We start from the raw sequence: 20,938 nt of genomic DNA on the forward strand, positions 1-20,938 counted from the left end.
CTAGGTAGGCTCTTGTCAGCAGTACCCGCCCCTGAACGAGGAGCCCCCGTGACCGCCCCCGAGTCGCCCCAGCCAGTAGACGCGCCCGACGACGACAGGTCGCACGTGCCTCCGCTGACGACCCGTGTCGTCATCGCCGAGGACGAGGCCCTGATCCGCCTCGACCTCAAGGAGATGCTGGAGGAGGAGGGCTACAGCGTCGTCGGCGAGGCCGGTGACGGTGAGCAGGCGATCGAGCTCGCCCGCGAGCACAAGCCGGACCTCGTCATCCTCGACGTGAAGATGCCCAAGATGGACGGCATCTCCGCGGCGGAGAAGATCGCCGAGGAGCGCATCGCGCCGGTCCTGATGCTGACCGCGTTCTCGCAGCGCGACCTCGTCGAGCGTGCCCGGGACGCGGGGGCGATGGCGTATCTGGTGAAGCCGTTCAGCAAGAGCGACGTCGTCCCGGCGATCGAGATGGCCGTCTCGCGTTTCACGGAGCTGCGGGAGCTGGAGAACGAGGTCGCGGATCTGACGCTGCGGCTGGAGACGCGCAAGCTGGTGGACCGGGCGAAGTCGATCCTGCAGACGGAGTACGGGCTGTCGGAGCCGGCGGCGTTCCGGTGGATCCAGAAGACGTCGATGGATCGTCGGATGTCGATGCAGCAGGTGGCGGAGGCCGTGATCCAGGACGCCGAGGAGAAGAAGGCCGACAAGGGCTGACCGCGAGGCAGGCGTACGACGAGGCCCGCGCCCGGAGAAGGGGCGCGGGCCTCGTCGTGTGCGGGTGGTTCAGTCCTCGCCGAGGTAGGCCTTGCGGACGGACTCGTCGTGGAGGAGGTCCTGGCCGGTGCCGGAGAGGACGATCTTGCCGACCTCCATGACGTGGCCGTGGTCCGCCAGGGAGAGGGCCGCCTGGGCGTTCTGCTCGATGAGCAGGATGGTGGTGCCCTGGGACTTGAGTTCCTGGATGGTGGCCATGATCTTCTGCATCATGATCGGCGAGAGGCCCATGGAGGGTTCGTCGAGCATGAGCAGTTTGGGCCGGGACATGAGGGCGCGGCCCATGGCGAGCATCTGCTGTTCGCCGCCGGAGAGGGTGCCTGCGGCCTGCTTGCGGCGTTCTCCCAGGATGGGGAAGAGGTCGTAGGCGCGCTGGATGTCCTTCTCGATGGCTTCCTTGTCGTTGCGGAGGAAGGCGCCGAGGCGGAGGTTGTCCTCGATGGTCATGCGGGGGAAGATGTGCCGGCCTTCGGGGGAGTGGGCCAGCCCCAGCGAGACGATCTTGTGGGCGGGGATCTTGTTGAGCACCTTGCCGTCGAACTTGATCTGGCCGCCGAGCGGCTGGAGCAGGCCGGACAGGGTGCGCAGGGTGGTGGTCTTGCCGGCGCCGTTGGTGCCGATGAGGGTGACGACCTCGCCTGCGTCGACCTTGAAGGAGATGCCCTTGACCGCCTCGATCTTGCCGTAGGCGACCCTGAGGTCGTCGACCTCGAGCAGTGCGGTCACTTCTCGTCTCCTTCCGTGGTGCTGTGCGCCTCGGCGGCCTCTGCGGCTTCGACTTCGGCGACTTCCTCCGCTCCCGGCGCGCCCTCGAAGGGGGTGCCGAGGTAGGCGGCGATGACGCGTTCGTCGGCCTGGACGACTTCGGCGGGGCCTTCGACGATCTTCTCGCCCTGGACGAGCACGGCGACGCGGTCGCAGAGGTTCATGATGAACCGGATGTCGTGCTCGATGACGAGGACGGCGATGCCCTGGTCGCGGATGGCGAAGATGAGTTCTTCGGCCGCGCGCGTCTCCTGGGGGTTCATGCCGGCGGTGGGCTCGTCGAGGAGGAGGAGTCCGGGGTCGCTGGCGAGGGCGCGGGCGATTTCGAGCTTGCGCTGTTCGCCGTAGGGGAGGTTGCGGGCGAGGTGGTCGGCCTTGGCGGCGAGGCCGGTGAACTCGAGGAGTTCCATGGCTCGTTCGCGTGAGGCGTCTTCGGCCTTCTTGAAGCTGGGCAGGCGCAGGAGCGCGGACCAGAGGCCTTCGTTGGTGCGGGTGTGGCGTCCGACGAGCACGTTTTCCAGGACGGTCATGTTGGCGAAGAGCCGGATGTTCTGGAAGGTGCGGGCGATGCCGGCCTGGGTGACCAGGTGGGGTTTGGGCGGGAGGACGGTGCCTTTGTAGCTGACTGTGCCGGTCGTGGGGATGTAGAGGCCGGTGAGGCAGTTGAAGAAGGTGGTCTTCCCGGCTCCGTTGGGGCCGATGAGTCCGACGATCTCGCCGCTGTTGACGGTGAGGTCGACGGAGCGTACGGCGGTGAGGCCGCCGAACTGCATGGTGACGCCGGAGGCGTCGAGGACCGTGGTGGTCGTGGCGGTTGTCGTGGTGGTGGTCATCGCGGTCACGCCCCTGCCTTGGCGACGCCGGTGGCGGTCTCGGGCAGGCCATTGTCGTCGGGTACGTCGAGTTGTCCGGTCTCGTGGAACTCGAGCTGCTTCCTGCGGTCGGCGACGAGGCCTTCGGGGCGGAAGCGCATGAGGAGCATGAGCGCGACACCGAAGAGGAGCAGCTGGTATTCCGCCATGAACTGGAGTTTGGCGGGGATGAGGTAGAGCAGTGCGGCGCCCACGAGCGGCCCGCTGATGGTGCCCATGCCGCCGAGGATGACCGCTGCGAGCAGGAAGGCCGAGTTGGGCGGCACGGAGCCGGCGAACTGGTACTGCTCGGGGGTGACGCTGTAGGAGACGTGTGCCTGGACGGTGCCGGCGAGGCCGGCGAGGCAGGCTCCGAGGGCGAAGGCGAGGAGCTTGAGGCGGAAGCCGTTGATGCCCATGGCGGTGGCGGCGGTTTCGTCTTCGCGGATGGCGACCCAGGCGCGGCCGATGCGGGAGTCGGCGCTGCGGCGGAAGACCGTGACGACGACGAGGGTGCAGAGGAGCATCAGCAGGTAGTAGTTGCCCGGGCGGGTGAGCTGGTGGCCGAGGACGTCGTGGGGGATTCCGAAGTCGAATCCGAAGATCTTCAGGTCGGGGATGTTCGGGATGCCGGTGGAGCCGTTGGTGACGTCGGGTCCGCTGGTGCCGTTGAGGTTGTTGACGGTGATGCGGAAGATCTCACCGAAGCCGAGGGTGACGATGGCGAGGTAGTCGCCGCGCAGCCGCAGGGTGGGGGCGCCGATGACGACGCCGAAGATCAGTGAGGCGAAGGCGCCGGTGAGGACGGCGGCCCAGAAGGGGAACTGGACGCCGATGCTCGACTGGGGGGAGCCGGAGACCAGGGCGGCGGCGTAGGCGCCGACGCCGAGGAAGGCGACGTAGCCGAGGTCGAGGAGGCCGGCGAGGCCGACGACGACGTTGAGGCCCAGGGCGACCGTGGCGAAGATGAGGATGTTCGCGCCGATGAGGGCGAACTGGTCGTTGGTCTGGGTGAAGGGGAAGCAGATCGCGGCGGCGAACGCGGCGCCGAGCGTGACGCTGCGGTGTTTGGCCGTCAGTGCCGAGAGTCGCTTGAGGAGGCCGGCGCGGGTGAGTGCGGTGAAGCCGAACGCGGTGGTGATGAGGAAGCCGATGAACAGCTGGGGGTTTTCGTCGTCTACGCCGATGCCGTAGGAGAAGACGTAGAGGCCGATGCCGAAGGCTGCGGTGATGATGAGGATCTCTGCCCAGGAGGGGAGGTCCTTGGTGCGGCCGGGCTCGGGGGCGGCGAAGCTGTGGCGGATTTTGGCCCAGGGGTTCGTCGCGTCGTCGGCGTCGCGGGGGACGTCGGCGGGGAGGGCGAAGGCGCCGATGGTGGCGATGAGGGCGCCGATGACGGAGACCCAGGCGCCGGGTTCGAGGTTGACGACGCCGCCGAGGACGTAGCTGATGGCGCCGAGGGCGTAGCCGGTGGTGCCGAGGACGCCGAGGGCGGTGGCGCGGGCGGGGCTGTGGGTGCCGCCGGGGGTGAGCCAGCGCAGGCCGCGGATTCCGTATCCGGAGAGGACGAAGAGGATGGTGAGGGCGGCGCCGATGAGGGTGAGGACCTGGAGGCCGCCGGGGTAGCCGTTGATGGTGAGTTTGCCGGGGAACTCGTCGGTCCAGGTCCAGGCGAGGAAGGTGCCGGCGAGTGCGACGGCGGATCCGGCGAGGGTGAGGACGGGGGCGAGGGCCGCGGGCAGGGGGATGAGGGGTGCCGTGTCGCCGTTGGTGGTGTTGACGGCGTCGGTGTTCTTCTGGGTGGGGATGTTGGTGGTCATGGTGATCACGCCCTGTCCGCGACGCGTTCGCCGAGCAGGCCTTGTGGTCTGAACAGCAGGACGAGGATGAGGAGGGCGAAGGCCCATACGTCCTTCCAGGCGCCGCCGCCGAAGAGGGTCATGCCGGGGATGTCGCCGATGTAGCCGATGGCGAGGGATTCGGCGACGCCGAGGACGAGGCCGCCGAGCATGGCTCCGTAGATGTTGCCGATGCCGCCGAGGACGGCTGCGGTGAAGGCTTTGAGGCCCATGAGGAAGCCCATGCGGAAGCCGACCTGGCCGTTCTTGAGGCCGTAGGCGACTGCTGCGATGGCGGCGAACGCGGCGCCGATGGCGAAGGCCATGACGATGATGCGGTCGGTGTTGATGCCCATGAGCTTGGCGGTGTCGGGGTCCTGGGCGGTGGCCTGCATGCCGCGGCCGGAGCGGGTCTTCGTGACGAAGAAGCCGAGGGCGACCATGCACAGGGGTGCGGCGATGAGGACGAAGAGGTCGCCGCGCTGGATGTTGGCGCCGAGGACGTCGATGGGGCCGCCGGAGAACTGGGGGAAGGGGCGGTCCTTCTTGGCGTCGGGGTATCCCATCCACACGGCCTGCTGGAGGACGATGGAGAGGCCGATGGCGGTGATGAGGGGTGCCAGTCGCGGGGCGGTGCGCAGGGGCCGGTAGGCGAAGCGCTCAGCTGCGGTGGCGACGGCGACGGAGACGATGACGCCGCCGAGGATCATGAGGGGTATCGCTGCGCCGAGGGCGAAGCCGCCGGGGAGGACGAGCCAGACGGTGAGGGCCCCGAAGCCCCCGACCATGAAGATCTCGCCGTGGGCGAAGTTGATGAGCTGAACGATGCCGTAGACCATCGTGTAACCGATCGCGATGAGTCCGTACATCGCGCCGAGGATGAGTCCATTGGCCAGCTGTTGCGGCAGTTCGTGCACCGCAGGGCCTCCGTGGAGTGGTTCGGATATGGCGCCGCGCGGGAGCGCTGGTGGGCACTCCCGCGCGGCCTGATCAATGCGTGAAGTGGGGAGGTGTGGTTGCTCCTGCTTCGTTCAGCTGACGTTGGGTGCGGCGCTGTACTCGGGCTTCCACGCTCCGCCGGTGACCTTGTAGGCGGTCATCATGTGGTTGGTGGTGTCGCCGAACTCGTCGAAGGAGATGGTGCCGGTGACGCCGTCGAACTTGACCTTGGACATGGCGTCGAGGACTGCCTTGCGGCCGTCGGCCGGGACCTTGCCGTCGTTGCCCTCGACGGCGAGCTTGACGGCTTCGATGATGGCCCAGGTGGCGTCGTAGGTGAGGCCGCCGTAGGCCTCGTAGGCGTCCTTGTAGCCGGCCGTCTTGTAGTTGGCGATGAACTCCTTGGCGGAGGGGAGTTCTTCGACGGGCTTGCCGACGGAGGTGGCGAGGTCGCCTTCGGCCTTCTTGTTGAGCTTGGGGAACTCGCCGGAGTAGATGCCGTCGCCGCCCATGAGGGGGATGCTCTGGCCGCTGTCCTTGAGCTGCTGGCTCAGGGGGGCGGCGGCGGGGTATTCGCCGCCGTAGTACAGGGCGTCGGCGCCGGTCTTCTTGATCTTGGCGACGATGGCGTTGAAGTCGCGGTCGTCGGGGTTGACGTGGTCGGTGCCGACGATCTGGCCGCCGAGCTTGGTGAAGTTCGCCTTGAAGGAGGCGGCGAGGCCGGCGCCGTAGGTCTTCTGGTCGTCGATCAGGTAGACCTTCTTCTTGCCGGCCTTGGAGAAGAGGTACTCGGCGGCGAAGGCGCCCTGGATCTCGTCCGTGGTGGCGGTGCGGAAGAACGTCTTGAACGGGCGGACCGAGTTGCCGGTCTTCCAGCCGTCGCCCTGGGTCAGCTCGGTGCCGGTGTTGGCGGGGGAGACCTGGGTGAGGCCCGCGTCGTTGAGGGGCTTCTGCATCTGCTGGGAGACGCCGGAGTTCAGCGGGCCGACGACGCCGAGGACTTCCTTGTCGCTGATGAACTTCTGGGCGTTCTGCTGGCCGACGGAGGGCTGGGCCTGGTCGTCGGTCGCTTCGATCTTGAATTCGACGCCCTTGACGTATTCCTTTTTGTTGGCGGTCTTGGCGGCGAGGTCGGCGGAGTTCTTGATGCCGAGGCCGAGCGCGGACAGGTCGCCGGTGAGCGGGGCGTCTACGCCGATCACGACGGTGGTCTTGTCTCCGCTGCTGCTCTTGCCGTCGTCGTCACGCGACCCACAGGCGGTGAGTGTCAGCGATCCCGCCGCGAGTGCGGCGGTGATGGCGATGATCGAACGTTGACGCACGAATCAGGTCCTTTCCCTGGCACGGCGGTCCCCCCTGGAACGCGCCGGGTCGAGCGCTGGGCCGAATTGACTTCCAAACCGGTGGCGCGGTGACTGGGCGTGACTCTAGGCGCGGGGAGGGAACTCGGAGGAGGGTCTGACCAAGGCTGTGACGCTCTTGTTATGACACGAGGTAATGCAGAGCGGTACTCGGAGGGGGGAAGAGCGGAGTTAAGGATGATTCGTCCTGTCCGCATGCTGAGAACGTGCAGGACGAATCCGGCGGGGTTCAGGCGTCTCGAGTGTTTTGGTAATGACCGGGATTCGTTGCTGGGGGCGACCTGTAGGGTCCCGAAGGGCTGGTGCGCATAGTGCGGGCCGGTGTCGGAACCCCGTTCTCGCATTGCGCGCGTATTACGTAGAGTTACGTTCGGGAAAGAAAGTCCGACGTTGAGCGACGCTTTTCCGCGGGGAGTTGCCTGCTCCGCTTCGAGGGAATCGGCGGAGTGCGGGTCGGGGCGGGTGAGTTGAGCCCGGGCGGGGTGTGCCGTCGGATCCCGGGGTGCCGGGGGGGCGTGGGACGCCGGCCGGCGCACCCCGGAGGGGTCAGCCGCCCGAGGGGAGGTGGGCCCCGTCGCCGGCGCGGACGTCGCGCAGCAGGCAGGTCAGCCGTGCGGTGCACACGCGGCGTTCCTGCTCGTCGCTGATCACGATCTCGTAGGTGGCGGTGGAGCGTCCGCGGTGCACGGGGGTGGCCACGCCGGTGACCAGGCCGGAGCGGGCTCCGCGGTGGTGGGTGCAGTTCAGGTCGACGCCGACGGCGATCTTGGAGCTGCCGCCGTGCAGCATGGCGCCGACCGAGCCGATCGTCTCGGCGAGGACCGCGGAGGCGCCGCCGTGCAGCAGTCCGTAGGGCTGGGTGTTGCCCTCGACGGGCATGGTGGCGACGACCCGGTCGGCGGAGGCTTCGAGGATCTGCACCCCCATGCGGGTGCCGAGGTGTCCGGCGGAGAACAGGGCGAGGATGTCGACGCCGAGCGCGGCGTACTCGTCGATGACTTCCTGCGGGAACTTCACGTGTTGCTGCTCGCCCATGGGGCCCGGCTCCGTTCGTCGATCCAAGTCCAGCGGTGACTTAAGCAAACGCTCAGTCGGTCGCCGATTGTTCCAGACGGACCACGACGGACTTGCTCGCGGGCGTGTTGCTGGTGTCCGCGGTGGCGTCCAGCGGTACCAGCACGTTGGTCTCCGGGTAGTAGGCGGCCGCGCAGCCCCGCGCGGTCGGGTAGAGCACCACGCGGAAGCCGGGGGCGCGCCGCTCCACGCCGTCGCGCCACTCGCTCACCAGGTCCACGTACGAGCCCTCCGCGAGGCCGAACGCGCGCGCGTCCTCGGCGTTGACGAGAACGACCCGGCGGCCGTTTTTGATGCCCCGGTAGCGGTCGTCGAGGCCGTAGATCGTGGTGTTGTACTGGTCGTGCGAGCGCAGGGTCTGCAGCAGAAGACGGCCCTCGGGCAGTTGCGGGTACTCGACGGGCGCGGCGGTGAAGTTGGCCTTGCCGGTCGCGGTGGGGAAGCGCCGCTCGTCGCGCGGGGCGTGCGGCAGGGTGAAGCCGCCGGGCCGCGCCACGCGCGCGTTGAAGTCCTCGAAGCCGGGGATCACGCGCGCGATGCGGTCACGGATCGTCCCGTAGTCCTTCTCGAACTCCTCCCACGGAGTTTCGCTGTCCGCGCCGAGGACCCGGCGCGCGAGACGGCAGACGATGGCCGGCTCGGACAGCAGGTGGGCGCTCGCGGGCGCGAGGCGGCCCCGGGAGGCGTGCACCATGCCCATGGAGTCCTCGACCGTCACGAACTGTTCACCGCCGCCCTGCAGATCGCGCTCGGTGCGCCCGAGGGTCGGCAGGATCAGCGCGCGGGCGCCCGTGACGACGTGCGAGCGGTTCAGCTTGGTCGACACGTGCACGGTCAGCCGGGCGCGCTGCATGGCCGCCTCGGTGACGTCGGTGTCGGGGGAGGCCGAGACGAAGTTGCCGCCCATGGCGAAGAACAGTTTCGCCTCGCCGTCGCGCAGTGCGCGGATGGCCCGTACGACGTCGAAGCCGTGCTCGCGCGGCGGCGCGAAGCCGAACTCCTTCTCCAGGGCGTCCAGGAAGGCCGGGGCGGGCCGTTCGAAGATGCCCATGGTGCGGTCGCCCTGGACGTTGGAGTGGCCGCGCACCGGGCACACGCCCGCGCCCGGGCGGCCGATGTTGCCGCGCAGCAGGAGGAAGTTGACGACTTCGCGGATGGTGGGCACGGAGTGCTTGTGCTGGGTGAGGCCCATGGCCCAGCAGACGATGGTGCGCTTCGAGGCGAGCACCATGCGCAGGGTCTCCTCGATCTGCGCGCGCGTGAGGCCGGTCGCGGCGAGCGTCTCGTCCCAGTCGGCGGCGCGGGCGGCGTCGGTGAACTCCTCGAAGCCGTGGGTGTGTTCGGCGATGAACGCCTCGTCGAGCGCGCCGTCCGTCTCGAGGACGAGCTTGTTGAGGAGACGGAAGAGGGCCTGGTCGCCGCCGATGCGGATCTGCAGGAACAGGTCGGTGAGCGCCGCGCCCTTGAGCATGCCCTGCGGTGTCTGCGGGTTCTTGAAGCGCTCCAGGCCGGCCTCGGGCAGCGGGTTGACGCTGATGATCCTCGCGCCGCCCGCTTTGGCCTTCTCCAGCGCGGAGAGCATGCGCGGGTGGTTGGTGCCCGGGTTCTGTCCGGCGACGATGATCAGGTCGGCCTGGTGGAGGTCCTCGAGCAGGACGCTGCCCTTGCCGATGCCGATGGTCTCCGACAGTGCCGAGCCGGACGACTCGTGGCACATGTTGGAGCAGTCCGGCAGGTTGTTCGTGCCGAGTTCGCGCGCGAAGAGCTGGTAGAGGAACGCGGCCTCGTTGCTGGTGCGGCCCGAGGTGTAGAAGACGGCCTCGTCGGGGGAGGCGAGGGCGGCGCACTCCTCGGCGACGATGTCGAAGGCGCGCTCCCAGGTGACCGGCTCGTAGCGGTCCGCGCCTTCGGGCAGGTACATGGGGTGGGTGAGGCGTCCCTGCTGGCCGAGCCAGTAGCCGCTGCGGCCGGCGAGGTCGGCGACGGTGTGCGCGGCGAAGAACTCGGGGGTGACGCGGCGCAGGGTCGCCTCCTCGGCGACCGCCTTCGCGCCGTTCTCGCAGAACTCGGCGGCGTGCCGGTGCTCGGGCTCGGGCCAGGCGCAGCCGGGGCAGTCGAAGCCGTCCTTCTGGTTGACGCGCAGCAGCGTCAGCGCGGTGCGCTTCACGCCCATCTGCTGCTGGGCGATCCGCAGGGAGTGTCCGACCGCCGACAGGCCCGCCGCCGCGTGTTTCGGCTCGTCGACGAGCGGCGCGTCCTGGACCGGATCAGCCTTCGGCGGCTTCGTTGCCATCGCACGCTCTCCTTCGACCTGCCACGGGTGCGGTATACCTCCGATCCTCGCACGTGGCGCCGGCATCGAACCCGGGCGGGCCTGCGGCGGACCGCCGTCCGCGCGGTCCGGGGGCTGCCGGTGCGCTGTAGGGGCCGATCACGCGGCCGTGCGCCGCCCATAACCCGCGGGCGCGGATCCGGGGGCCGGGATCCGCGGGCAGGGATCCGCGGGGGCGGGTGGGTGGGCCGGGTGCGTGCGGAGGGTCGGCGGGGCGGGTCGGCGGGTCCGGTCCGCGGGGCGGGGAGTGGCGGGATCCGTGGCGGCCGGGACCGAGTGTCAGTGGGGCGTGGCAGGATCGTGGGCGTGGCAGAGACAGCATCGAAGAAGACCGAGACCCCCTCCGGCGCAAGCCGTCCGCGCCTGATGCTCATGGACGGGCACTCGCTGGCCTACCGCGCGTTCTTCGCGTTGCCCGCGGAGAACTTCACCACCGCGACGGGCCAGCCCACCAACGCGATCTACGGCTTCGCGTCGATGCTCGCCAACACACTGCGTGACGAGGCGCCCACGCACTTCGCGGTCGCGTTCGACGTCTCCCGCAAGACGTGGCGTTCCGAGGAGTTCACCGAGTACAAGGCGAACCGCTCCAAGACGCCCGACGAGTTCAAGGGCCAGGTCGAGCTGATCGGCGAACTGCTCGACGCGATGCACGTCTCACGCTTCGCGGTGGACGGCTTCGAGGCCGACGACGTCATCGCCACCCTGGCCACCCAGGCCGAGGCCGCCGGTTTCGAGGTGCTGATCGTCACCGGCGACCGCGACTCCTTCCAACTGGTCTCCGAGCACACCACCGTGCTGTATCCGACGAAGGGCGTCTCGGAGCTGACCCGGTTCACCCCGGAGAAGGTCTTCGAGAAGTACGCGTTGACACCGGCGCAGTACCCCGACTTCGCGGCCCTGCGCGGTGACCCGTCCGACAACCTGCCGGGCATCCCGGGCGTCGGCGAGAAGACGGCCGCGAAGTGGATCAACCAGTTCGGTTCCTTCGCGGAGCTCGTCGAGCGCGTCGAGGAGGTCAAGGGCAAGGCCGGGCAGAACCTGCGCGACCACCTGGAATCGGTCAAGCTCAACCGCCGCCTCACCGAGATGGTTCGCGACGTCGAGCTGCCTGCGTCGGTCGGCGACCTGGAGCGCACTCCGTACGACCGCACGGCCGTCGCGATGATCCTGGACACCCTGGAGATCAGGAACCCGTCGCTGCGTGAGCGGCTCCTCGCCGTCGACCCGGGGGGACAGGAGGCCGAGGCCGCCCCGGTGATCACCGGCGGTGTGGAGCTGGACGGCACGGTGCTGGGCGCCGGGGAGCTGGCCGGCTGGCTCGCCGAGCACGCCGGGCAGACCCTGGGCGTGGCCACCGTCGACGCCTGGGCGCTGGGCGCCGGCTCGGTCACCGAGATCGCCCTCGCCGCCGCCGAGGGAGCGGCCGCCTGGTTCGACCCGACGGAGCTCGACGAGACGGACGAGAACGCGTGGGCGGCCTGGCTCGCCGCCGAGGACCGCCCCAAGGTGCTGCACGACGCGAAGGGCGCCATGCGGGTCTTCGCCGAGCACGGCTGGTCCGTCGCCGGCGTCCTCATGGACACCGCTCTCGCCGCCTACCTGGTCAAGCCGGGCCGCCGCTCCTTCGACCTGGACGCGCTGTCCCTGGAGTACCTGGGCCGCGAACTGGCACCGGCCGCCGCGGCCGACGGCCAGCTCGCCTTCGGCACGGACGACGGCGCCGAGGCCGAGGCGCTGATGGTGCAGGCCCGCACGATCGTGGACCTCGGCGCATCCTTCCGCGGCCGGCTGGAGGAGGTCGGCGCGGCGGACCTGCTGCGCGACATGGAGCTGCCGACGTCGGCCCTCCTGGCCCGCATGGAGCGGCACGGCATCGCGGCCGACCGCGCCCATCTGGAGGCCATGGAGCAGATGTTCGCGGGCGCGGTCCAGCAGGCCGTGAAGGAGGCGCACGCGGCCGCCGGCCACGAGTTCAACCTGGGGTCGCCCAAGCAGCTCCAGGAGGTGCTGTTCGGCGAACTGGGCCTGCCCAGGACGAAGAAGACCAAGACCGGCTACACCACCGACGCCGACGCGCTGGCCTGGCTCGCCGGCCAGACGGACAACGAGCTGCCGGTCATCATGCTCCGCCACCGCGAGCAGGCGAAGCTCCGGGTCACCGTCGAGGGCCTGATCAAGACGATCGCCGCGGACGGCCGTATCCACACGACGTTCAACCAGACGGTCGCGGCGACGGGCCGTCTGTCGTCCACCGACCCCAATCTGCAGAACATCCCCGTCCGCACGGACGAGGGGCGGGCGATCCGCCGCGGGTTCGTCGTCGGCGAGGGCTTCGAGTCGCTGATGACGGCCGACTACAGCCAGATCGAACTGCGTGTGATGGCCCATCTCTCCGAGGACGAGGGCCTCATCGAGGCGTTCACCTCCGGCGAGGACCTGCACACCACGGCCGCCTCGCAGGTGTTCGGCGTCGAGCGGGGCGCGGTGGACGCCGAGATGCGCCGCAAGATCAAGGCCATGTCGTACGGGCTCGCCTACGGTCTGTCGGCGTTCGGCCTGTCCCAGCAGCTGAACATCGAGGCCGGTGAGGCCCGCGCCCTGATGGACGCCTACTTCGAGCGTTTCGGCGGGGTGCGGGACTACCTGCGCCGCGCTGTCGACGAGGCGCGCGCGACCGGCTACACGGCGACCCTGTTCGGCCGCCGCCGCTATCTGCCCGACCTCAACAGCGACAACCGACAGCGCCGTGAGGCGGCCGAGCGCATGGCCCTCAACGCGCCCATCCAGGGCACGGCGGCGGACATCGTCAAGATCGCCATGCTCAAGGTGGACACCGCGCTGCGCGCGGCGGACCTCGAGTCGCGCATGCTGCTCCAGGTCCACGACGAAATCGTCCTGGAGATCGCGCCCGGCGAGCACGCGGCGGCGGAGGAGCTGGTCCGCCGCGAGATGGCCGGAGCCGTCCGGCTCAGGGCCCCTCTCGACGTGTCGGTCGGCGCGGGCACGGACTGGGAGTCGGCGGCGCACTGACCCCGCCGCGCCGGCCGGCCGCCGCGGGCGTCCGGCCGGACCCCGGCGGTCGTGCTCCGGCTTGGCGCGGTGGGTGGGAGCGGGGCCCGTGTTCCGGCGCCCGGCCGGGGCCTCCTGGCGCTGACCGGCCGGGCCCGCGGCGGCCGGCCGCACCTCGGCGCGGTCATTCGGGTTCCCGGCGACCCGAAGGCACTTCCCCGATGGCCAGTCGGACTCCGGGCCGTCGATCAAGCGTCCGGCGGGCGGGGCTTTGCCGCGGTCGGGCGGGTGTCCGGCGATTGGAGGGCCGAGGGCTCGGCGGTGGGGCGGCCGAGCTCCGGGCAGGCGGTCGGGCGGTCTCCGGGGTGTGCGTTCAGGTGTCCGGCGGGTCGGCGGTCGGGCGGGGTCCGGTGGTCGGACGGTTGAGGAATCGGTGGTGGAACGGGTGCGCCCCGGGCGGCGGGGCGGGTTCCCGGGCTCGTGCAGGCTTCCGGCGCTCGGAGGGTGGCTGCGGGGGCTCCGGGTGACTGGCGGTGCCCTGGAAGGCCCGGACGGAGGCCCTCGCCCGTCGGTAGGTCTGGTGCGGTGCCTGCCCGGCACCGGGAGAAGGGGCCTTGCCGGCGGTGGTCCGCCGACGCGGACAGGAACCCCGGGACCGGGCCCCGGCCACGGAGGGCCTCACCCGCGTGGCCCCCGAGAACAGGACCCGGGCCGACTCCGGCCGCCAGGATGCGGCCATGGGTATACGCATGCTCCACCGCCGCAAGGCCCACGCACGCGTTCATGCCACGGCCACCGTGATCGGGCGGCTCCGCCCCGGCAACGCTCCCTGGCGCCGCCGACGCCCCGCCCGCGCCCCCCGGGCCGCCACTCCCCGCATTCCGAGCACCGCCGGTGCCGCCCTGGGCACTGCCGCCGGAGAGCTGCTCGGCACGGGGCTCGCCCGACTCGTTCCCCCGCCGGTGGCCCGGCTCGTCCGCCCGTTCGTCCGTCGGCCCGTTCCGCGCGGCGACTCCTGGCGGCTGTGGGGCGAGACGGTGCACGGTCGCCTGACGCTCGTCCTCGGCGTCCTCGGCGTCCTCGGCGTCCTCGGCAGGCTGCGCGGACCGCGCAGGTCGGCCCGCCACAGCCCTCTCCCTGTCGTGCCCCCCGCGCCACTCACCAAGCCCCGGGACGGCTTCCTCCCACGCTGACCTCCGTCGGCTCCCCGGCGCGCCCGCCGGGGGCGGCCGGACGCCACACCCGCACGCCGACTGCGTACACCAGCAGACCCAGGATCAGCCCCGCCCCCGCGCCGAAACACACCGTCGGGACGAGATCCCAGGGCTTCGCGTTTCGCGTACCCCAGTAGTCCCACCACCGCGTGGCCCGCAGCACCGCTGCGACCAGCGCACAGCCGCCGATCACGGCGGCGGCCCACCACCGGTCCGCCGCCGACAGCACCGTGACCCCCACCGGCTCGGCATCGGGCGCCCCGCGCACCGCACGCGCCAGGAACACGGCGATCACGACCGCCGCGACCGCGGACCCGCCGTACTGCAGATACCAGTACAGGGGCGAGCCCGCGATCTTCTCGCCGAGCACGGGGAACAACCGCATGCCCCAGCGGTCGAGGTGGGTGAACGCGTCCCACACCACGTGGGTCAGCGCGCCGAGCACCGCCGACACGTACCACCACAGGGCCGTGGACGCACGCGCACGCGCGCGGGGCGCTCCGCACCGGGTCAGCGCGGCCGTCCGGCCCTGCCGGGCGCGCGGCAGCAGCGCGACCAATGGTTCGCGCACGAGCAGCCACAGTCCGACGAGCGCCCAGGCCAGCGGCACGTCGACCGTGAACACGCCGGGGAAGGAGTGCGTGACGTCGCCGAATTCCATGGCCTCGGGCCGGACACTCGCCGCGTAGTAGGTCAGGTCGGGGGCGAACGATCCCGCCACGAGCACGGCCGGCACCAGCCGTCCGCGGCCGGACCCGTCGGTGCGCACGGCGGGCAGCACGGCCGCGGCGTGACTCAGAGTGAACGGCAACAGGGCTCCCGGGAGGCGGAATGTCGACGGGCCTTCCGGCCCGATGATCAACGACGTCCGATGGGCGGGGCGCGGTTCCCGGCCCTCGCCACATGAGCGGCTGGTGAAAACGGCACCCGAACGGGTGCCGGTCAAAAAGAAGTTGTCGTAGGGTCGCCTGGGTCGCCGCGCCCGAAGGCGCGCCGAACAGAGGAACAGAACAGCGCAAAACGCCCACGAGTGCAACCTGTGGGGCGGGTTGATCGTCACACGAGTGGCAGTTGATGGGTCACGTGAGTGGCAACGGCGACACCGGGAGGGTCTTTCTTCATGTCGGCGCACTTCGGCACAAGGCTGCGCAAGGGAGCGGTCAACACGACCGTGGCCGCACTGGCGGTCGCGGCTCTGGCCGCGTCCCAGGCACCGGACGTCACGGCCGACACCCAGGGCAGACGGACCGCGGCGGACACTCCCGCCACCGAGACGGGCACCGACGCCGGCACGGACGACAGCGCCACCGGCAACTCGCCGTACTACACGGACCTGCCGCCCCTGCACAGCCCCAACCCGGCTCCGACCCAGAGCTCCGCCACTCCTCCCGCGGGTGGCGGCGAGGCGGGCATTCCGGCGACCGTCCTGGACGCCTACAAGAAGGCCGAGGCCCAGCTGGCGCAGGCCAAGCCGGGCTGCAACCTGCCCTGGCAACTCCTCGCCGCCATCGGCAAGGTCGAGTCGGGCCAGGCGCGCGGCGGCAACGTCACCGCCGACGGCACGACCGTCTCGCCGATCCTCGGACCGGTCCTCAACGGCAGCGGCTTCGCCAACATCAGGGACACCGACAACGGCGCCTACGACGGCGACAGGACCTTCGACCGCGCCGTGGGCCCCATGCAGTTCATCCCGTCCACCTGGGCGTGGGCGGGCCGCGACGGCAACGCCGACGGCAAGAAGGACCCCAACAACATCTACGACGCCGCCCTCGCCGCCGGCCACTACCTGTGCCGCTACGGCTGGGACATGTCGACGACGTCCGGGATGCGCACCGCGATCCTCAGCTACAACAACTCCACGGACTACCTGAACACCGTCCTGTCGTGGCTGGAGTACTACCGCAAGGGCTCGCACGGGATCCCCGACGGCACCGGCACCGTGCCGACCGACCGCAGCGACGACTACACGCCGACCTCGCCGTCCGTCCCGACGACGCCCGGCAGGCCGTCGGTCCCGTCCACGCCCGGGAAGCCGACCAGGCCGTCCACGCCCGGGAAGCCTACGAAGCCGTCCACGCCCGGGAAGCCGACCCCGACACCCACGCCCGCGCCCACGCCGACCGAGACGGTCCACCACCTCGAGGCCGCGGGCCCGGCGAAGATCACCGCCATGGCGGGCAACGCCTACACGGACCGCGTCAGCGCCCGGGCGGAGACGGCGGCCGGCAAGGCCGTCGCCAAGGTCAGGATCCGCTTCACCATCGTCGGCGACACCGACGCCGAGTTCACCGGCGGGGAGAGCGTCGCCACGATCGTCACCGACAGCAGGGGCATCGCCCTCGCGCCCGTCCTCCGGGCGGGCGAGAAGAGCGGCGCCTTCACCGTCCGTGCCACCGTTCTCGGCCGCACGCTGTCCGCGCTCGACTACGCGGCCACCGTCACCCCCCGCGCCGCCGACGTCCTCGCCCGCACCGGCGACACCGCACTCACCTGCACCGTCGGCGGCGAGTTCGCCGACGCGGTCGAGGTGAAGGCCACGTACAAGGGAGCGGCGGCGGGCAAGGTCGCGGCCACCGCCACCCTGGTCAAGTCCGCGTCCGATCCGACGGCGAACGACAAGGGCCCGTACTTCAAGGGCGCCGGCGACAGCCCCGTCCGCACCCTGGACCTGCAGACGGACGCCGACGGTCTGCTGCGGCTGCCACAGCTGTACGCGGGCGACACCGCCGGCGCCTACCTGCTGCGCATCACCACCACCGGTGGAGCCGTCCTCACGGTCGAGCTGACCGTCACGGCCGCCGGGACGTCGGCGCCGGCCCCCGCACCCGTCGAGTCGGAGCCGGAGCCGGAGGCGACGGCCTCCGCTTCGTAAGGACGTACGGCCGGGCGCACGCGCCCGCGCGTCCGTACGCGGTCCGCACCGCCCTCCGCACGACGACGGCGGCCCCTCCTGCGCATGGAGGGGCCGCCGTCGTCGTGTCCGACGTGTTCTCATCTCGCGCGCCCGTTGCTACGGTGCCCGACCTGACACCCTGTCAGCTCCGTGGGGAGTTCGCCGCCGCTTCAGGAGGCCCCGATGCGCGCTCTGATCGCCGCCGCGACCGGCCTCGCCCTCGCCCTCGCCCTGGTCTTCACCGTCACCGCGCTCGGCGCCCCGGCCGGCCGGACCTCCCCGAAACCCCTGCTGACCACCGTCCCCGCCCACCCCTGACCCCGCCCCGTCCGCGAAGGAGGCCGAGATGCGCCGCAAGACAAGCCTGCTCCTGCTCGCCCTCGCCGTGTTCTTCGCGGCGCTCTCCCCGCTGATGCGCTGGTACGCCTTCCCCCGCCTGGCCAAGATCCCCGCGAACGAGTACCAGACGATGGTCCTGGAGGCGAAGAACGCCACCCTCCTCGACTACGGCAGCCTGAAGGCCCGCACGGTCCCGAAGGTCACCATCGTGCAAACCCTCAAGGGCGACGTCGAAGCCTCCGAGAAGATCGAGAAGACGGCCGGCCGGGACGTCGTCGTCTGGGACGGCCTGTCCTACGTCCAGGGACCCGACGGCAAGATGGTCTCCCGGGTCCCCGAGCGCTACATCTTCGACGCCCACACCCAGGAACCCGTCCACGCCACCGGCGAGACGGTCGACGGCGATCCCGTCCGCCGCAAGGGCATCGAGTTCAAGTGGCCGTTCCTGACGGAGAAGCGCGACTACGAGTACTTCGACGCCCAGACCCGCACCAGCGCCCCCATCCACTACCGGGGCACCCGGACCTTCCGCGGCCTGAAGGTCTACTACTTCGAGCAGACCGTCCCCTGGACCCGGGTCGCCATGCCCAAGACGATGCCGGTCAAGGGCATCACCCCGGCGGACGTCGCCAGGACCGGCACCACCCGCTGGTACACCACGGTCCGCAGGTTCTGGGTCGAACCCGTCACCGGGGCACCCGTCAACGGCGAGGAGATCCACCAGGAGGAACTGCGCGGCGGCACCCTCCTCGGCGGCCGCGCCAAGGTCACCGCGTTCGCCGGGCACGTCAAGATGCGTGAGGACTACATCGACCACACGGTGTCCGTCGTCAAGGCCAACCGCACCCTGGTCCTGCTGATGACCTCCTATCTGCCGTGGAGCTTCCTCCTGCTGGCTCTCCTGCTCCTGTCGCTCTCCCTGTACCTGGAGGCCCGCGCCCGCCGCACCCGCCCGCGCGCTCCCGCGGCCCGCGCCACACCGCAGCCGGTCACCGCCTGAGCCGCGCGTTGGTGTGCCGGGTCGGCTCGGCGCCCGCCGGATCCTCCGGCCAGGGATGCTTCGGATACCGGCCGCGCAACTCCGCCCGCACCCCCTTGTAGCCCTCCCGCCAGAAGGACGCGAGGTCCGCGGTGACGGCCACGGGCCGCCCGGCGGGCGACAGCAGATGCACCAGCAACGGCACTCCCGCCACCCGCGGCGACTCCTGCAGCCCGAACATCTCCTGCAACTTCACCGCCAGAACCGGCTGCTGCGGATCCGCGTAGTCGATCCGCACCCGGGACCCGCTGGGGACGGCGATCCGCTCGGGCGCCAGCTCGTCCAGCCGGCCCGCCGCGCCGGACGCCCACGGCAGCAGCCGCCCGAGCGCCGCCCCGGCGTCGATCCGCCCGAGATCGCTCCGCCGCCGCGCCCGGCCCAGCTCCGGCTCCAGCCATTCGTCCACGCGCGCGTACAACGACGCGTCGCAGACGTCGGGCCACGGCTCACCGAGCCGCAACCGCAGAAAGGCGAGCCGCTGTCGCAGGACGGCCGCCTCGGCCGACCAGCGCAGCAGCCCCAGCCCCTCCTTCTCCAGCCCCTCCACCAGCGCACCGCGTAGGAGCGCAGGGTCGGCGTCCCGCAGCGGCCGCGCCCCGAGCTGCACCGCCCCGAGGCGCTCCACCCGCCGCGCCACCACCTCCCCGCCGGCCCAGTGCACCTCGTCCCGCTCGTCCAGCAGCGCACCCGCCGCCAGCCGCGCCACCTCCTCGTCCACCGCCGCCGCCAGCTGCACACGCGCGTGCCCCCTGCCGACCGGCCGGTCCGCGACGGCGACGGCCAGCCAGCGTGCGCCCCGCAGACCCGATCCGTCCCGCACCTCCGCCCGGGTCCCCGACACCATCAGCCACGACCCGCCGTCGGACTTCGCGACCCGCTCCGGAAAGGCCAGGGCCACCACACGGCCGACGGCGAGATCCTCACCGTCGACCGCCCCGCCCCCCGCGCTCCCCGCAGCCGACGACGCCTGCCGCGCGGGCGGCACGTCGACGTCCGCCGCGACGGCCCGCAGCCGCCGCACCTCCGACCGCCACCTCCCGGCGTAGGCGTCACCCCCACGCCGGGCGCCGCGCAGCGCCGCCGCCAGATCGTCGCCGTACTCCCGCGGCGCCTCCTCGCTCAGCAGCGCCACCACCTCCGCCGCCCGCTCCACCCCCACCAGCGCCGCCCCGTCCAGCAACGCCCGCCCCAGCCGCGGATGCAGCCCCAACCGCGCCAGCCGCACCCCGCGGGCCGTCGCGCGGCCCGTAGCGTCCACCGCGCCGATCGCCGTCAACAGCTCCCGAGCCGCCGCCATCGCCCCGGCCGGCGGCGCGTCCAGCAACGCCAGCCCCGACGCGTCCGGATCGCCCCAGCAGGCCGCCTGCAGCGCGAACCCCGTCAGATCGGCCACCTTGATCTCCGGAGCCGGGAACGCCGGCAGCCGGCCGTCCTCCGCCTGCGCCCAGCACCGGTACACCGCCCCCGGCGCCTCGCGCCCGGCCCGTCCAGCCCGCTGCCGTCCCGCAGCCTGCGAGGCCCGCACGGTCGTCAGCGCACTCAGCCCGCGCGCGTGGTCCACCCGCGGCTCCCGCGCCAGACCCGAGTCCACCACCACCCGCACACCCGGCACGGTCAGCGACGACTCCGCCACGGACGTGGCGAGCACCACCCTGCGCCGCTCACCGGGCGACAGCACCGCGTCCTGCACGGCCGCCGGCGAGCGACCGTGCACCTGCAGCACGTCCACCCCGGCCGGCGCCCCCAGCTGCCCCGCGACCCGCGCGATCTCCCCGACACCCGGCAGGAAGCACAGCACGTCCCCCGACCGTTCCGCGAGCGCCCGCCGCACCACCGACGCCACATGCGCCGGCAGCGCCGGATCCACCCGCATCCCGTGCGGCGGCCGCACGGCACGCACCGGCGGCGCCCACACCACCTCGACGTCGAACGCCGAGCCGTGGGCCCGGACCACCGGAGCCCCGCCCAGCAGCCGCGCCCAACCGGCCGTGTCCGTCGTCGCGGAAGCGGCCACCAGCCGCAGCTCGGGCCGCAGCGTCTCCCGCACGTCCCACAGGAACGCGGCCGAGGCGTCCGCGTCGAGATGGCGCTCATGGCACTCGTCCAGCACCACCACGTCGACACCCGTCAGCTCCTGGTCGCGCTGGAGCCGCTGCAGCAGCACACCGGTCGTGACCACCTCCACGCGCGTGTGCCGCCCCACGACCCGCTCCCCGCGCACGGTGTGACCGACGCTGTCCCCGGGCCGCTCGCCCAGCAGCCAGGCCATCCGCCGTGCCGCGGCCCGCGCCGCGATACGCCGCGGCTCGGCCACCACCACCCGCCGTGCGGGCCCCTCGCCCAGCAGCCCGGCCAACACCAGCGGTACCAGCGTCGTCTTGCCGGTGCCGGGCGGCGCGGCGAGCACGGCCGCGCCGTGCCCCTCCAGAGCGTCGTTCAGATCAGGCAGGGCGGCCCGCACGGGCAGCGCGTCCAGGGCGTCGAAACGGGGGATCACGCACCCAGTGTCGTACGCC

Annotated in this window: 15 protein-coding genes; 6 read left to right on the forward strand and 9 right to left on the reverse strand. The window is 71.4% G+C overall.

Annotation, left to right across the window (positions count from 1 at the left end; translation table 11 throughout):
* Positions 1 to 48: 48 nt before the first annotated feature.
* A complete protein-coding gene (locus C6376_RS19100; protein WP_107444539.1) occupies positions 49 to 705 on the forward strand; it encodes an ANTAR domain-containing response regulator in 657 nt (218 codons plus the stop codon).
* 69 nt (positions 706 to 774) lie between these two features.
* Here C6376_RS19100 and C6376_RS19105 read toward each other — a convergent pair whose 3' ends face one another.
* From C6376_RS19105 to C6376_RS19135, 7 genes are all read right to left on the reverse strand, one after another.
* On the reverse strand, positions 775 to 1,491 hold the full coding sequence (locus C6376_RS19105) for an ABC transporter ATP-binding protein (RefSeq protein WP_107444540.1): 717 nt from the start codon (positions 1,489 to 1,491) through the stop codon (positions 775 to 777).
* The gene (locus C6376_RS19110; protein WP_107449054.1) at positions 1,488 to 2,363 is read right to left on the reverse strand and encodes an ABC transporter ATP-binding protein; all 876 of its coding nucleotides are present in this window, start codon (positions 2,361 to 2,363) and stop codon (positions 1,488 to 1,490) included. The genes C6376_RS19105 and C6376_RS19110 overlap by 4 nt, the downstream gene beginning before the upstream one ends.
* Positions 2,364 to 2,368: 5 nt before the next feature.
* The gene (locus tag C6376_RS19115; RefSeq protein WP_107449056.1) at positions 2,369 to 4,201 is read right to left on the reverse strand and encodes a branched-chain amino acid ABC transporter permease; all 1,833 of its coding nucleotides are present in this window, start codon (positions 4,199 to 4,201) and stop codon (positions 2,369 to 2,371) included.
* 5 nt (positions 4,202 to 4,206) lie between these two features.
* Complete coding sequence (locus C6376_RS19120; protein ID WP_107444541.1) at positions 4,207 to 5,136, reverse strand: branched-chain amino acid ABC transporter permease; 930 nt, start codon at positions 5,134 to 5,136, stop codon at positions 4,207 to 4,209.
* A 114-nt stretch (positions 5,137 to 5,250) separates the two neighbouring features.
* The gene (locus tag C6376_RS19125; protein WP_107449055.1) at positions 5,251 to 6,465 is read right to left on the reverse strand and encodes a branched-chain amino acid ABC transporter substrate-binding protein; all 1,215 of its coding nucleotides are present in this window, start codon (positions 6,463 to 6,465) and stop codon (positions 5,251 to 5,253) included.
* A 600-nt stretch (positions 6,466 to 7,065) separates the two neighbouring features.
* A complete protein-coding gene (locus C6376_RS19130; RefSeq protein ID WP_107444542.1) occupies positions 7,066 to 7,554 on the reverse strand; it encodes a PaaI family thioesterase in 489 nt (162 codons plus the stop codon).
* Between the two features lie 52 nt (positions 7,555 to 7,606).
* Entirely contained in the window at positions 7,607 to 9,886 is a 2,280-nt protein-coding gene (locus tag C6376_RS19135; protein WP_107444543.1) for an FdhF/YdeP family oxidoreductase, read from the reverse strand.
* 345 nt (positions 9,887 to 10,231) lie between these two features.
* On the opposite strand from C6376_RS19135, the gene polA reads away from it, so the two are divergent.
* Together polA and C6376_RS19145 are read left to right on the forward strand one after the other, a co-directional pair.
* Positions 10,232 to 12,958, forward strand: a complete 2,727-nt coding sequence (gene polA / locus C6376_RS19140; RefSeq protein WP_107444544.1) for a DNA polymerase I — start codon at positions 10,232 to 10,234, stop codon at positions 12,956 to 12,958.
* Between the two features lie 716 nt (positions 12,959 to 13,674).
* On the forward strand, positions 13,675 to 14,130 hold the full coding sequence (locus tag C6376_RS19145) for a hypothetical protein (RefSeq protein ID WP_159083231.1): 456 nt from the start codon (positions 13,675 to 13,677) through the stop codon (positions 14,128 to 14,130).
* Here the strand turns inward: C6376_RS19145 and C6376_RS19150 are convergent.
* Positions 14,096 to 14,962 carry a DUF4184 family protein gene (locus tag C6376_RS19150; protein WP_107444546.1) on the reverse strand — a complete coding sequence of 289 codons (867 nt, stop codon included), beginning with the start codon at positions 14,960 to 14,962 and terminating at the stop codon, positions 14,096 to 14,098. The two genes, C6376_RS19145 and C6376_RS19150, sit on opposite strands and share 35 nt — an antisense overlap.
* 309 nt (positions 14,963 to 15,271) lie before the next feature.
* On the opposite strand from C6376_RS19150, the gene C6376_RS19155 reads away from it, so the two are divergent.
* The 3 genes from C6376_RS19155 to C6376_RS19165 all read left to right on the forward strand — a co-directional run bounded on the left by C6376_RS19155 (position 15,272) and on the right by C6376_RS19165 (position 18,383).
* Positions 15,272 to 17,023, forward strand: coding sequence for a lytic transglycosylase domain-containing protein (locus tag C6376_RS19155; protein ID WP_107444547.1), 1,752 nt, complete (start codon positions 15,272 to 15,274; stop codon positions 17,021 to 17,023).
* A gap of 204 nt (positions 17,024 to 17,227) precedes the next feature.
* Positions 17,228 to 17,362, forward strand: coding sequence for an SPW_0924 family protein (locus C6376_RS19160; protein WP_107444548.1), 135 nt, complete (start codon positions 17,228 to 17,230; stop codon positions 17,360 to 17,362).
* 28 nt (positions 17,363 to 17,390) lie between these two features.
* Positions 17,391 to 18,383, forward strand: a complete 993-nt coding sequence (locus C6376_RS19165) for a DUF3068 domain-containing protein (RefSeq protein ID WP_107444549.1) — start codon at positions 17,391 to 17,393, stop codon at positions 18,381 to 18,383.
* Here C6376_RS19165 and hrpB read toward each other — a convergent pair.
* A complete protein-coding gene (gene hrpB / locus C6376_RS19170) occupies positions 18,373 to 20,916 on the reverse strand; it encodes an ATP-dependent helicase HrpB (RefSeq protein WP_107449057.1) in 2,544 nt (847 codons plus the stop codon). The genes C6376_RS19165 and hrpB overlap by 11 nt on opposite strands.
* Positions 20,917 to 20,938 lie beyond the last annotated feature (22 nt).

This window comes from Streptomyces sp. P3, from assembly GCF_003032475.1.
Taxonomy (GTDB): Bacteria; Actinomycetota; Actinomycetes; order Streptomycetales; family Streptomycetaceae; genus Streptomyces.